This window comes from Pseudomonas lundensis, assembly GCF_015377145.2.
Lineage (GTDB): Bacteria > Pseudomonadota > Gammaproteobacteria > Pseudomonadales > Pseudomonadaceae > Aquipseudomonas > Aquipseudomonas lundensis.
Genome location: NZ_CP062158.2, coordinates 337,426 through 350,465 on the forward strand (window position 1 = coordinate 337,426; position 13,040 = coordinate 350,465).

17 protein-coding genes are annotated in these 13,040 nt (G+C 60.3%); 2 read left to right on the plus strand and 15 right to left on the minus strand.

Translation table 11 applies throughout. From position 1 onward, the window contains the following. Positions 1-9: 9 nt before the first annotated feature. From hemW to IF654_RS01870, 9 genes are all read right to left on the minus strand, one after another. The gene (hemW, locus tag IF654_RS01830) at positions 10-1,224 is read right to left on the minus strand and encodes a radical SAM family heme chaperone HemW (protein ID WP_194862810.1); all 1,215 of its coding nucleotides are present in this window, start codon (positions 1,222-1,224) and stop codon (positions 10-12) included. Further along, positions 1,221-1,817, minus strand: coding sequence for an RdgB/HAM1 family non-canonical purine NTP pyrophosphatase (rdgB, locus tag IF654_RS01835; RefSeq protein WP_047278379.1), 597 nt, complete (start codon positions 1,815-1,817; stop codon positions 1,221-1,223). Before rdgB ends, hemW begins: the two co-directional genes overlap by 4 nt. Continuing rightward, positions 1,814-2,251, minus strand: a complete 438-nt coding sequence (locus tag IF654_RS01840) for a DUF4426 domain-containing protein (protein ID WP_169880112.1) — start codon at positions 2,249-2,251, stop codon at positions 1,814-1,816. Before IF654_RS01840 ends, rdgB begins: the two co-directional genes overlap by 4 nt. Positions 2,252-2,276: 25 nt before the next feature. Beyond that, positions 2,277-2,897, minus strand: coding sequence for a methionine biosynthesis protein MetW (metW, locus tag IF654_RS01845; RefSeq protein WP_047279459.1), 621 nt, complete (start codon positions 2,895-2,897; stop codon positions 2,277-2,279). A 7-nt stretch (positions 2,898-2,904) separates the two neighbouring features. Continuing rightward, positions 2,905-4,044, minus strand: a complete 1,140-nt coding sequence (gene metX, locus IF654_RS01850; protein ID WP_047278370.1) for a homoserine O-succinyltransferase MetX — start codon at positions 4,042-4,044, stop codon at positions 2,905-2,907. Positions 4,045-4,192: 148 nt separating this feature from the next. Beyond that, positions 4,193-4,489, minus strand: coding sequence for a DUF167 domain-containing protein (locus IF654_RS01855; protein WP_047279458.1), 297 nt, complete (start codon positions 4,487-4,489; stop codon positions 4,193-4,195). Then, positions 4,489-5,076, minus strand: coding sequence for a YggT family protein (locus IF654_RS01860; protein WP_194862809.1), 588 nt, complete (start codon positions 5,074-5,076; stop codon positions 4,489-4,491). Before IF654_RS01860 ends, IF654_RS01855 begins: the two co-directional genes overlap by 1 nt. 11 nt (positions 5,077-5,087) lie before the next feature. Then, positions 5,088-5,906 carry a pyrroline-5-carboxylate reductase gene (gene proC, locus IF654_RS01865; RefSeq protein WP_094988773.1) on the minus strand — a complete coding sequence of 273 codons (819 nt, stop codon included), beginning with the start codon at positions 5,904-5,906 and terminating at the stop codon, positions 5,088-5,090. 32 nt (positions 5,907-5,938) lie between these two features. Next, on the minus strand, positions 5,939-6,625 hold the full coding sequence (locus tag IF654_RS01870; RefSeq protein WP_047281473.1) for a YggS family pyridoxal phosphate-dependent enzyme: 687 nt from the start codon (positions 6,623-6,625) through the stop codon (positions 5,939-5,941). 57 nt (positions 6,626-6,682) lie between these two features. On the opposite strand from IF654_RS01870, the gene IF654_RS01875 reads away from it, so the two are divergent. After that, on the plus strand, positions 6,683-7,678 hold the full coding sequence (locus IF654_RS01875) for a type IV pilus twitching motility protein PilT (protein WP_194862808.1): 996 nt from the start codon (positions 6,683-6,685) through the stop codon (positions 7,676-7,678). A gap of 41 nt (positions 7,679-7,719) precedes the next feature. On the opposite strand, the gene IF654_RS01880 is transcribed toward IF654_RS01875, so the two are convergent. Then, a complete protein-coding gene (locus tag IF654_RS01880; RefSeq protein ID WP_047279454.1) occupies positions 7,720-8,367 on the minus strand; it encodes a C40 family peptidase in 648 nt (215 codons plus the stop codon). Positions 8,368-8,619: 252 nt separating this feature from the next. Between IF654_RS01880 and IF654_RS01885 the strand changes: the two genes are divergently transcribed. Continuing rightward, positions 8,620-9,036: an NINE protein gene (locus tag IF654_RS01885; protein ID WP_047278349.1), complete on the plus strand. Its 417-nt coding sequence runs from the start codon at positions 8,620-8,622 to the stop codon at positions 9,034-9,036. Positions 9,037-9,105: 69 nt separating this feature from the next. Here the strand turns inward: IF654_RS01885 and IF654_RS01890 are convergent, their stop codons facing one another. The 5 genes from IF654_RS01890 to IF654_RS01910 all read right to left on the minus strand — a co-directional run bounded on the left by IF654_RS01890 (position 9,106) and on the right by IF654_RS01910 (position 13,004). Continuing rightward, complete coding sequence (locus tag IF654_RS01890) at positions 9,106-10,377, minus strand: dihydroorotase (RefSeq protein WP_194862807.1); 1,272 nt, start codon at positions 10,375-10,377, stop codon at positions 9,106-9,108. Next, positions 10,374-11,378 (minus strand): aspartate carbamoyltransferase catalytic subunit, encoded by a 1,005-nt coding sequence (locus IF654_RS01895; protein WP_047278345.1) that lies wholly within the window; start codon positions 11,376-11,378, stop codon positions 10,374-10,376. The genes IF654_RS01890 and IF654_RS01895 overlap by 4 nt, the downstream gene beginning before the upstream one ends. 12 nt (positions 11,379-11,390) lie before the next feature. Beyond that, positions 11,391-11,909: a bifunctional pyr operon transcriptional regulator/uracil phosphoribosyltransferase PyrR gene (pyrR, locus tag IF654_RS01900; RefSeq protein ID WP_047278343.1), complete on the minus strand. Its 519-nt coding sequence runs from the start codon at positions 11,907-11,909 to the stop codon at positions 11,391-11,393. Positions 11,910-11,991: 82 nt separating this feature from the next. Beyond that, positions 11,992-12,432 carry a Holliday junction resolvase RuvX gene (gene ruvX, locus IF654_RS01905; RefSeq protein ID WP_047278341.1) on the minus strand — a complete coding sequence of 147 codons (441 nt, stop codon included), beginning with the start codon at positions 12,430-12,432 and terminating at the stop codon, positions 11,992-11,994. Continuing rightward, positions 12,432-13,004, minus strand: coding sequence for a YqgE/AlgH family protein (locus IF654_RS01910; protein WP_083333066.1), 573 nt, complete (start codon positions 13,002-13,004; stop codon positions 12,432-12,434). The genes ruvX and IF654_RS01910 overlap by 1 nt, the downstream gene beginning before the upstream one ends. Positions 13,005-13,040 lie beyond the last annotated feature (36 nt).

A 13,040-nucleotide genomic window follows, 5' to 3' on the forward strand; every position in this document is an offset into this window, starting at 1 on the left:
TCGATTTCCTTACGTCAAAAAGTGCTGCAACAGGTCATTGAGAAACAGCTGGCCTCGGGCAGTCGCCGCCAGGCGTGTCGGTTCGACCTGCAATAAGCCACTTTGTTCGGCGGCTTCACGTCCGGCGTACAAACTGTCGAGGGGCAAGCCGGTGCGCAGTGGATAAAGGGCTGAATCCACGCCGTCAGTCAGGCGCAAGGCGTTCATTAGGAACTCAAACGGCAGTTCTTCGGCAGTCAGAACTTTCTCGCCAGCCTGAAAGCTCTTCGCCGGATTTAGGTAATCCTTCGGTAGGCGGGTTTTCCAGGTGCGCACGATGCGGCCATCGGGATGGCTCAACTTGCCATGGGCACCGGCGCCAATGCCGATGAAGTCGCCAAAGCTCCAGTAGTTGAGGTTATGCCGCGCCGGTCGGCCGGGCAGGGCGTAGGCCGACACTTCGTACTGTGCGTAGCCATGTTCGGCGAGCAGGGCTTGCCCCGCTTCCTGAATGTCCCACAGGGTGTCGTCTTCTGGCAGCGTCGGAGGCTGGTTCCAGAACACCGTGTTCGGTTCCAGCGTCAGTTGATACCACGACAGATGCGTCGGCTTGAGGGCGATGGCCTGGCGCAGGTCGCTCAGGGCGTCGTCCAGCGACTGATCGGGCAAGCCGTGCATCAAGTCCAGGTTGAAGTTGTCAAACCCCGCCTGACGCGCCATGCCAGCGGCACGCACGGCTTCGTCGCCGTTGTGGATACGCCCCAGTGCCTTGAGCTTTTCTGGCTGAAAACTCTGGATACCAATGGACAGCCGATTGATCCCCAGCGCACGGTACGCGACGAACTTTTCCTGCTCGAACGTGCCGGGGTTGGCTTCCAGCGTGATTTCGATATCGACGGCAAACGCAATGCGTGCTTCAACGCCTTTGAGCAAACGGCCCAGCGCCGCGGCGCTGAACAGGCTCGGCGTACCACCGCCAAAGAAAATAGAACTCAGCTCGCGCCCATATGCCGCGTGCAGGTCCTGATCGAGATCGGCCAGCAGCGCGTCCACGTAGGCTTCTTCGGGCAGTTCCGGGCTGGCGGTATGGGAATTGAAATCGCAATACGGGCATTTGCGCACGCACCACGGAATGTGGATGTACAACGACAGCGGCGGCAGTTGTGTCAGGGGGGCGCGGGGCGCCTGCTGAGAAAAGCCAGCCGCACCGAGATAGAGCGGCTGGGGAGGTGTGTCGTGGGTCATTTCAAGCCCAGACGCTGACGCAGCAAAGCCATGGCGCGAGCGCGGTGGCTGAGCTGGTTTTTTTCCGCCGGGCTGAGCTCGGCGCTGGAGCAATTGCGTTCAGGCACCCAAAACAGCGGGTCGTAGCCAAAACCATGCTCACCGCTGGCGGCAGGCAGAATGCGCCCGTGCCACAAGCCTTCGCAGATAATCGGCAGCGGGTCGTCAGCGTGGCGGACCAAGGCCAGGACGCAGACAAACTGCGCGCCGCGTTCGGCTTGCGGCACGTCTTTGAGGGCATCGAGCAATTTGGCGTTGTTCGCCGCATCGCCCTGGCCATCGGCATAACGGGCAGAGTAAATGCCTGGCGCGCCGCCCAGAGCATCCACCGCCAGCCCCGAGTCGTCCGCCAATGCGGGCAGCCCGCAAATGCGCGATGCATGGCGGGCCTTAAGAATGGCGTTCTCGACAAACGACAAGCCGGTTTCTTCCGGCTCGACGCTGCTGAACTCTCCAATCGAGCGCAACTGCACCGACTCGCCGAGCATGGCCTGAAGTTCTTTGAGTTTGCCCGCGTTGTGGCTGGCGAGTACCAGTTGCGTGAAGTTCATCATTCGATTGGAGCGACCATTTGAGTAAATTCGATTGTTTCAGCGCCAGCGCCGCCCGCTTTTACATCCACCTTGAAGGTGAAGGTTTGCGGGCCTTTGACCGGGAACTGGGCCAAGTAATTGATCTCGCCACCTTTGCCGACTTGCCGGAAGCTCAGGCGCTTTGGCTTTTCATCCCCGGTTTTAACCGTGCCCTGCACATTGGCCGGTATATTTTTGCCCGCCTTGTTGACGGTGATGTTCAGCACGGCGTTGTTCTTGCTGCGCGAGACCTCAACCTGTTGGGCAATCTTAGGCGTCAGAAAAGTAGACGGGAACGCGTTGTAATACACCGTCATGTCGCCAAACGTCTGCTGCCGTTGGGCAGGATTCACGTCGGCCGCCATGGCCTGCGCGCCCAAACACATTGAAAGCAGTAGTAACCCAATACGACCCATGGTCTTTCTCCTTTGAGCGAACCTGTTAAACCGCGACGTTATGGTCCTGAAGGCCAGGACTGCTGACACGGTAAATGCCAATCTCGCCCAACAGGTTAGGCCATATCTTGCTGGCCCACCCGTGTCGATGTTGTTGATCCACGGCAAGGCGGTTGATGACACGCGCTTCACGCTCACGGCACAGCGCTTCGAAGTCTTCAAAGGTGCAGAAGTGAATGTTCGGCGTGTTGTACCAGGTGTACGGCAAAAACTCGGACACCGGCATGCGGCCTTTGCTGGCCAGGTACCAGCGGCAGCGCCAGTGGCCGAAGTTCGGGAAGGTGATGATGCATTGACGGCCGACCCGCAGCATTTCGTCGAGGATCCGGTCGGGGTAGTGCACGGCCTGCAATGCCTGGGTCATGACCACGATGTCGAAGCTGTTGCTGGCAAAGTTGCCCAGCCCTTTGTCGAGATCCTGCTCAATGACGTTAATGCCTTTGGCAACACATTCGGCAATGTTGTCCGGGTCGTTTTCCAGCCCGTAGCCGGTGACTTGCTTGTTGTCGCGCAGCCAGCTCAGCAGTTCGCCATTACCGCAACCGAGGTCGAGCACGCGGCTGCCAGCGGGGATCCAGTCTTGGATGATTTCCAGGTCGGCTCTCATGGCGTTCTCACAGTTCAATACGGTTCATGTAGTTGCTGAAGGCTTGCAGGTAGCGCGGGATCGGAATCAGAAAGGCGTCATGGCCCTGCGGCGCGTCGATCTCCAGGTAGCACACGTCTTTTTTGGCGGCCATCAACGCATCCACCAGCTCCCGCGAGCGGGCGGGCGAGAAGCGCCAGTCGGTGGTGAACGACATCACGCAAAAGCGTGCCTTGGCGCCCGCAAAGGTCTTGGCCAGGTCGTCATCGAAGTTCGCCGCCGGGTCGAAGTAGTCCAGCGCCTTGGTCATCAGCAAATAGGTGTTGGCATCGAAACGCCCGGAGAACTCTTCGCCCTGATAGCGCAAATAGCTCTCAACCTGAAACTCGACGCTGTGGAAGTCGTAGTTAAGGTTTTCGTTCTTCAGCCCGCGGCCGAATTTTTCGCCCATCGAGTCATCCGACAGGTACGTGATGTGGCCGACCATTCGCGCCAGCATCAGACCGCGTTTGGGGATGACGCCCTTTTCCTGAAACGACCCGCCATGGAACTCGGGGTCGGTGAGGATGGCCTGGCGCGCGACTTCGTTGAACGCGATGTTTTGCGCCGAGAGCTTCGGCGCCGAGGCGATGGCCAGACAATGGCGCAGACGGTCGGGGTAGCTGATGCTCCATTGCAATGCCTGCATCCCGCCAAGGCTGCCACCGATCACGGCGGCCCACTGCGAGATGCCCAGGCGGTCAGACAGACGCGCCTGGCTGTGCACCCAGTCTTCAACGGTCAGCACCGGGAACGACGCGCCAAACGGGCGGCCGGTGTCGGGGTCGATGCTGCTCGGGCCGGTCGAACCGTTGCAACCGCCGAGGTTGTTGAGGCTGACCACGAAGAATTTGCGGGTGTCGATGGGCTTGCCGGGGCCGATACAGCTGTCCCACCAGCCGGGCTTGCGGTCGTCGACGCTGTGATACCCGGCGGCGTGATGATGACCTGACAGCGCGTGGCAAATCAGCACGGCATTACTGGCCGACGCATTGAGCTGGCCGTAGGTTTCGTAAATCAGGTCATAGGCTGGCAGTGAGCGGCCGCACGCAAGTGCCAGCGGTTCGCTGAAATGTGCAACGTGAGGCACAACCAGACCAACGGAATCGGGGGGAAAGGCAGCTGGCATCGACCCTGCTCTCATTTAAATGAGGCGTAAGTCTAATGAGCGGGGCAGCGAGCGGCAAGCAATGGTGCAAAACCCTTTGGTCGCGTTTGAAGGCTGTTCTGAAGGCCGTCGTACAGCCTGTCGCAGCCCGCGCAAACGGGAACAGATCCTAGAGGTCGGGACGGGTCAACCCGGGCAGCACCGGCAGTTTTTTGGGGCTGTGCAGGCGTACCCGTTTTTGCCGGTTGAGTTCGCCACTGATCAGGCTGACCTGACTTTTGGAGATGCCAAACGCCTTGGCCAGAAAAGCCATCAAATGGGCGTTGGCCTTGCCTTCGACCGGTGGGGCGGTGAGCCGGATTTTCAGGCGGTCACCGTGCAGGCCAGCGAACTCATCGCTGCTGGCCTTGGGTTGCAAATGACAATCGAGAATCAGGTCGTCACCGTCCCAGCGGAAATAACTCATCAGATCAGGCCGAACAGCTCAAGCGGCATACCGACGGACATGGCCAGTGGCGGGATCACGTAGCTCTGGATCAACTGGATGACCATGAACGCCAGGATCGGCGAGATGTCCAGGCCGCCCAGGTTCGGCAGGAAGCGACGGAACGGGGCCAGCGCCGGCTCGGTGATCTGGTTGACCAGCTCAGCGCCAGGGCTGGTGCTGCCCGGTGCCACCCACGACAGAATCACGCTGATGATCATGGCGAAGAAGAACACTTTCAGGAACAGTGCCGTCACGCCGATGATCGACCACAGCAGCAGCCCTAGGATGTTGAACGGGATATAGCTCAAGGTCAGCACGATGACGAACACCACCATTTGCACCAGAATGGCCAGTACCAGCGACGACATGTCCAGGCCGAAAATGCTGGGAATCACGCGGCGCATAGGCTTGAGCAGGGTTTGCGTGGCCTTGACGATGAACTGGCAGATCGGGTTGTAGAAATTGGCGCGTACCAGTTGCAGGATGAAACGCAACAGCACGACCAGCAAATACAGGCTGCCCAGGGTTTGAACCACAAAAATGGCAGCGCCATTAAGTCCTGACATCATTTGCTCCTTTATTGACCCAGTTGTTCGGCCAATTCGGCCGAGCGGTGCGCGGCGGCACTCAATGCTTTTTCGACCGTGGCTTCAAAACCACTGGCCTGGAATGACTTGATTGCAGCTTCGGTGGTGCCCGCGGGCGAGGTCACGCGACGACGCAATTCGGCCGCGTCGGCATCGCTGTCCACGGCCATGCAGGCGGCGCCGAGTGCTGTGTGCTCGGCCAGTTTCTCCGCGACGTCATGGCTCAGGCCCAACTTCACGCCCGCGTTGGTCATGGCTTCGATCAGCAGGAAGAAATACGCCGGGCCACTGCCCGATACCGCCGTCACGGCGTCGATCTGAGCTTCTTGCTCGACCCAGACCACAACGCCCACAGCGCTCAGCAGCTCATCGGCCAGCGCGCGTTGTGCTTGGGTGACCTGCTGAGTGGCGAACAGACCGCTGACCCCTTTGCCCAGCAGGGCAGGCGTGTTGGGCATGCAGCGCACCAACGGCTGAGTGCCCAACCATTCCAGCAAACTGGAGGCGTTGATACCGGCAGCAATCGACACCACCAGTTGTTTGGGCTGAAGGTGCGGACGCAGGTCCTGGCACACAGCCTTCATCGCCTGTGGCTTGACTGCAATGACAATGACGTCAGCGTCCTGCACCGCTTTTTCGTTTTCAGCGAACACGTCGATACCGTGTTCGGCCGCTACCTTGGCGCGGGTGTCGGCGCCAGGGTCGCTGGCGCGGATCTGTGCAGCGTCGAACCCTTTGGCCAGCAGGCCGCCGATCAAGCTGGAAGCCATGTTGCCGGCTCCGATAAAGGCAATACGCGTCTTGCTCATGACCGATCCTTATAAGTGTGAGGCAAGCCTTTTCAGGCCTGACTGTAGTCGCGAGCGCCAAACAGTGCAGTACCGATCCGCACCCACGTGGCGCCTTGGGCAATGGCCGACTCAAGGTCATGGCTCATGCCCATGGAAAGTGTGTCGAGGCCCATGTTCAGGCCCTCTTGCAATTCACGGACCTTCGCAAACGCGGCGTCCTGTTCGGCGCGCTCGTCGGTGGGCTCGGGAATCGCCATCAACCCGCGCAGCTTCAAGCGTGGCAAAGCGCTGATGGCGTGTGCCAGCGCCGTCAGGTCAGCCGGGGCACACCCGGACTTGCTGGCTTCGCCGCTGACGTTCACCTGAATGCAAATGTTCAACGGGGGCAGCCCATCTGGCCGCTGCTCTGACAGACGTTGGGCAATTTTGAGGCGGTCTACGGAATGCACCCACGCAAAATGCTCAGCGATGTCACGTGTCTTGTTCGATTGAATGGGGCCGATGAAGTGCCAACACAAGGGCAGGTCAGCTAATTCGACCTGTTTGGCGCGAGCTTCCTGCAGATAATTTTCGCCAAAGTCGCGCAGCCCGGCGGCATAGGCGTCACGCAGCGCAGCGGCGGGTTTGGTCTTGCTGACCGCCAGTAAGTGAACGCTCGTTACATCGCGTTGCACAGCCAGTGCGGCTGCACGGATGCGCGCCTCAACCTGAGCAATGTTGTCAGCTATCGTGGACATTCAATTAAGCCCGCCGTGGTGAAAGTCTGCGGCATTCTACTGGAATTGGGAGGGGGGATGGATATCGCCGACCTGTTGGCTGTATGCGTGGCGCGCGGCGCATCGGACATGCACCTGTCTGCGGGCGTGGAGCCGCTGCTGCGCATTGATGGCGACCTGCAGCGGTGCGAGCTGCCGAGCGTAAGTGCGCAGTGTGTACTCGAACTTATCCACAGCATGATGACCGCGTCGCAGCGCGAGGCGTTTGAAACAACCCTCGAAGCTGATTTTTCGTACACCGTGCCGGAGCTGGGGCGGTTTCGGGTGAATGCCTTCAGGCAACAGCATGGCCCCGCAGCGGTGTTGCGCCGTATTGGCGCCACGGTGCCGAGCCTGGCATCACTGGGTTTGGAGCAAGTGCTGAGCCCGCTCTTTAACGTGCCTCATGGTCTGATCCTGATCACCGGCGCCACGGGTTCAGGCAAAACCACCACGCTGGCCGCCCTCATCGATCACCTCAACAGCACGCGTCAGCAACACATTCTGACCATTGAAGACCCGATTGAATTCGTTCACACCTCGCGACGCTGCCTGATCAATCAGCGCGAAGTCCACCGCGACACCCACGGTTTCGCCAACGCATTGCGCTCAGCGTTGCGTGAAGACCCGGACGTGATTGTGCTTGGTGAAATGCGCGACCTCGACAGTATCCGGTTGGCCCTGACCGCCGCAGAAACCGGGCACCTGGTGTTTGCCACGCTGCACACGCCCAGTGCGGCCAAGACCATTGACCGCATCGTCGATGTGTTTGCGGCCGAAGAGAAAGCCATGGTGCGGGCGATGCTGTCCGAATCACTGCAGGCAGTGGTGTCTCAGACGTTGCTCAAGAAAAAGGACGGCGGACGGGTGGCGGCACACGAAATCATGCTCGGTACGCCTGCGATCCGGAACCTGATACGGGAAAACAAAGTGGCGCAGATGGCGTCTGTCATCCAGACCGGCGCAGCGATCGGCATGCAGACATTGGACATGAGTGTGAAACGCTTGCAGGAGAGGGGAATCATCGACCTGTAACCGCCGAAGAGCAGCCTTGCGCTGCCCTTCAACGATGTCAGTTAGCGCTGCGCAACCCGCAGGTTGGTTTGCTCTTTGGGCAATACGCGCTTGGCGACTACATAGTGGCTCTGCCAGTACGGCTTTTTCAGGGTGTCGATGGTCACCGACTTGCCGCGGCGTGGCGCGTGAATAAACCGGTCGTTGCCCAGGTAAATGGCCACGTGGTTGACCTTGCGGCTCTTGATGTTGAAAAACAGCAAGTCGCCGGGCTTCAAGTCTTTGCGATCGACTTTCTGGCCGTGGCCGCTGGCCATGGCGCTGGAACTGCGGGGCAGATTGACCGCCGCTACATCGTTGAACGCGTATTTGACCAGCCCGCTGCAATCAAAGCCTTTACTTGGGCTGCTGCCGCCCCAACGATAAGGAGTGCCCAGCACGTTGACCGCACGGCTCAGCACGGTGCTGCTTTGCTTGTTGGCGGCGACCAGAGAAGCGGTCGCTATTTTGCCGGGAGCTTTGCGATGAACTTTACTGGAGGTCGCACGTGAGACGGTTTTGCTGTTAGAGGCTACAAACGGTGCACTCGCAGATGACTTTGCGGTGTATCCGGTGAAACCCGAAGGAAGACGTTGCTCACGGTTGGTGGCGTGGGCGGCCAGAGGCAGTAATAGGCAAATGGTTAGCCATGTCTTGAATAAAGGACGCATTCGGCAGGGCTCTAAGTGGTTAAGCGCGCAACTTTATAACAGCTTTTTTGTCCTTTCTAAGGCCGTTTGTCGATTGGACCGGGGGGTCAAAAACCCTCAAGGCGGTGGCAAATTGTCACAGTGTGGCGATGCAGGCCTGATGGCATAAGGGTTTGCGCGAAAACCTGCAACAGACTATTACGTGCTGCGAGACAGTAAAAAAGTCACAAAAAAAGTGTAAATTTTTTTCTATCGACTCCCAAGGGGGCATTAATGAGCGGCTATCGAGACGATGTACAACACGATACCCACAGCAAGGTACTGGGTTATCTGCTGTGGATTTTTGGCTTTCTGGGGGCTCATCGTTTCTATTACGGCAAGCCGGTCACCGGAACCATCTGGTTCTTCACCCTGGGCTTGTTGGGCATTGGCTGGCTGATCGACTTGTTCCTGATCCCGAGCATGGACCGCGAAGCGGACTTGCGCTTTACATCGGGTAATACCGATTACAGCGTGGCGTGGATTCTGCTGACGTTTTTAGGCGTGTTCGGCCTGCACCGCATGTACATGGGCAAATGGATCACCGGGATCATCTACCTGTTCACGGGCGGTTTGTTCCTGATCGGTGTCTTGTACGACTTCTGGACCTTGAATACCCAGATATCGATCAAGAATGCCGAGCGACGTTAAGCGCTAAAAAAACCCTCACCCCGAGCCTCTACCGTATGCAGGGGGTGGGGTGAGGGTGTAGGCGACGCCTTAGCCTTCGTAGCTGATTCGACCGTCCACCAGCGTGTAGCGCACGGCGCCTGGCAGGCAATGGCCCAGGAATGGGCAGTTGTCGCCTTTGGAGTGCCATGTTTCACCGGCCACGGTGGAAGCGCCCGGATCGAACAGCACCAGATCGGCCGCCGAACCCACGCTCAAACGCCCCGCTGGCAAGCTCAAGGCATCTGCCGGGCCGGTGCTCAAGCGCGCCAGCAACGTCGGCAAGTCCAGCAAACCGTCTTCGACCAGCGTCATCGCCAACGGCAACAACAGCTCTACGCTGCTCATGCCCGGCTCGGTGGCGCCGAACGGGGCCAGTTTGGCGTCCCGCTCATGGGGTTGGTGATGGCTGGAGATGGCCTGCACCACGCCGGATTTGACGGCTTCACGCAGCCCGTCACGGTCGGCGCGGGTGCGCAGCGGCGGTTGCACGTGGTAGACGCTGGAGAAGTCGACCAGCGCTTCGTCGGTCAGGATCAACTGATAGAGCGCCACATCGGCGGTGACCTTAAGGCCGCGAGCCTGAGCTTGCGCTATCAGCGCGACGCCCCGGGCGCTGGTCAGTTGGCTGAAGTGCGCGCGCACGCCGCTTTGCTCGACCAGCAACAGGTCGCGGGCCAGCGCCACGGTTTCGGCGGTTTCAGGGATGCCAGGCAAGCCACGGAAGGCCGCGATCGGGCCATCGTGGGCCAGGCCGCCTTCAGCCAGGTCACGGTCCTGAGAGTGGAAAATCACCGTCAGGTCAAACGTGGCCGCGTATTCCAGCGCGCGGCACAAGGTGCGCGTGTTGCTGAAACTGCTCAGGCCGTTGCCGAAGGCCACGCAACCGGCATCGCGCAGGGCGATCAGTTCGGCCAGTTGTTCGCCTTCGAGCCCTTTGCTCAGTGCCCCGATGGGGAACACTTTGCAGTTGCCGGCTTCGCGGGCGCGGTCGAGGATCAGTTCGGCCACGGCCGAGGTGTCGAGCACCGGTTTGGTATGCGGCGGGCAGCACAGGCTGGTCACGCCACCGGCGGCGGCGGCGCGGGTTTCGCTGGCAATTGTGCCTTTGCGGCTGTAACCGGGCTCGCGCAGGGCAACGTTCAAGTCCACCAGCCCCGGTGCGGCCACAAGGCCCTTGGCGTCAAGCGTGCGGGCGGGCGAGAAACCCGCCGGGGCCGCGCCCATGGCGACGATTTTTCCGGCTTCCAGGTGCAGGTCGGTGACCTGGTCCAACTGGCTGGCAGGGTCTATTACACGGGCGCCGAGAATGCTGAGCTTCACTGGGCGTTCTCCTGTTCGAATTGGCGCTGGGCCGTTTGCCCGCTCATGGTCATGGACAACACCGCCATGCGCACGGCGATGCCGTACGTCACCTGATTGAGAATCACCGAGTGCGGGCCATCGGCCACGGCCGATTCAATTTCTACGCCACGGTTGATCGGGCCGGGGTGCATGACGATGCAGTCGGGTTTGGCGCCCGCCAGGCGGGCAGTGGTCAGGCCGAACAGGCGGTAGAACTCGCCTTCGCTCGGCAGCAGGCCGCCGGACATGCGCTCACGCTGCAGGCGCAACATGATGACCACGTCGACGTCCTTCAGGCCCTCGGTCATGTCGGTGTACACCTTGACCCCGTATTGCTCGATGCCCACAGGCAGCAGGGTTTTTGGGGCAATGACGCGAATGTCCTGACAGCCCAGTGTTTTGAGCGCGATCATGTTCGAGCGTGCGACCCGCGAGTGCAGGATGTCACCGACAATGGCCACCGACAGGTTTTCAAACCCGCCCTTGTGGCGGCGAATGGTCAGCATGTCGAGCATGCCCTGGGTCGGGTGAGCGTGACGGCCGTCGCCGCCGTTGATGATCGCGACCTGCGGGCACACGTGCTCGGCGATGAAATGTGCAGCGCCCGAATCGCCGTGGCGCACCACGAACATGTCAGCGGCCATGGCTTCGAGGTTGCGCAGGGTATCGAGCAGGGTTTCACCCTTGCTCGCCGAGGACGTGGACACATTGAGTGTGATCACGTCGGCAGACAGGCGCTGGGCGGCCATTTCAAAGGTGGTGCGGGTGCGGGTGGAGTTTTCGAAGAACACGTTGCACACGGTCTTGCCGCGCAGCAACGGGACTTTTTTCACCGCACGGGCGCCGACCTCAAGGAACGAGTCGGCGGTGTCGAGGATCTCTGTCAGCAGCTCGCGGGACAAGCCGTCGAGCGACAGAAAGTGGCGCAGCTGGCCCTGATCATTGAGCTGCAGCGGGCGCTTGGCGTCTGTAGGCGTCATCGCAGTGGTCTCTTAAAGGGCGGGTTCTTGAGATAGGTCTTGGAGTTCGAGTGTCAGTGGCGCGGGGCCGGACAATTTTACCCGCTCGGTCGGTTTGAGCGACAAGGTCGCGCCCACCACATTCGGCCGGATCGGCAGCTCGGCGGCGTCCAGGTCGAGCAGGCTGACCAGGGTCACGCTGGCCGGACGACCATAGTCGAACAATTCGTTGAGTGCCGCGCGGATGGTGCGGCCGCTCATCAGTACGTCGTCGATCAGTACCAGGTGCTGGCCTTCGATCTCGAACGGCAGGTCAGACGGCCGCACTTGCGGGTGCAGCCCGTTCTGGCTGAAGTCGTCGCGGTAGAACGAGACGTCCAGCGTGCCCAGCGGCGCGTCGCTGTCCATGGCCCGCAACAGCGCCTGGGCCACCCAGATGCCGCCCGTGCGGATGCCGATGAAACGGGGCTCGGTGATGTGACGGCGGGCCAGATGGGCCTTGAGATCAAGCGCCATCTGAGAGATCAGTTCAGCGGGAACAGGCAGGATCATGGTGGCTCCTTAAAAGGCCCGCGCAGGATGCGTGCTGCGACGGGCGCAAACAATGAGGTGCGTCAAACAATTAAACGCAATGTCAGGCTTGAGGTTCAGCCGGGTGCTCGTCGAGCCAGCCTTGCAGCACCAGTTTGGCGGCGATGGCGTCGACGGGGTTGTCGCGGTAACTGCCCCGCTGGCCACCCTGGGCCTTGCGTTCGCCCTTGGCCTCAAAGGTGGTCAGGCGTTCGTCGTGGGTAAAAACGGGGAGATTGAAGCGGCCATTCAACCGATTGGCAAATTTTTGCGCGCGAGCACAGAACTCGCTGGGGGTGCCGTCCATATTCAACGGCATGCCGACCACCATGGCATCGGGCTGCCATTCTTTGATCAGTTTCTCGATTTCTTCCCACTTCGGGATGCCGTTCTCGGCTTTCAAATTGCACAGCTCGCGAGCTTGCCCGGTAATCATCTGGCCGACGGCGACGCCGATGGAGCGGGTGCCGTAATCAAAACCCAGCAGTAAACGTAGGTGGGCCATCAGGCGTGACCTGCTTGAGTGCTTAACAAGTTGAGGTTAACTCCGAGGTGTTTGGCGGCCGCGTCAAGGCGCAGCTCGCTCGAGGTGTTGAACAAAATGTGGGCAGAATACGGGCACGTGAGCCAGGCGTTGTCAGCCAGTTCGGCTTCGAGTTGACCGGCTTCCCACCCGGCATAGCCCAGGCAAATCAGGCTGCGTCGCGGGCCATTGCCGTCGGCGATGCTGCCCAGGGCATCCAGTGACGTGCTTAGCGCCAAGCCCTCTTGCAGCTCAACCGTGGCGTCGAAACTCATGCTGGCGGGGTGCAGGACAAAACCGCGGTCGGTCATTACCGGGCCGCCTGCATAAATCGGCACGTGCTCGCACAGCTCGGGCACGGCGCGATCGGGGCGCAACTGCTCAAGAATATCTTTGAGGTTGAGGTCCAGCGGCCGATTGATGGTCAGGCCCATCGCCCCATTGGCCGTGTGCTCGACGATGTACGTCAAGGAATGAGCAAAATTCGGGTCAGCCATGTGCGGCATGGCGATCAGGAACTGATGCTTGAGGTAGGTCGGTGCGCGGTTTTTCATGAGCCTTAGTGTGGCGCTGACAAGTGAAACTGACAA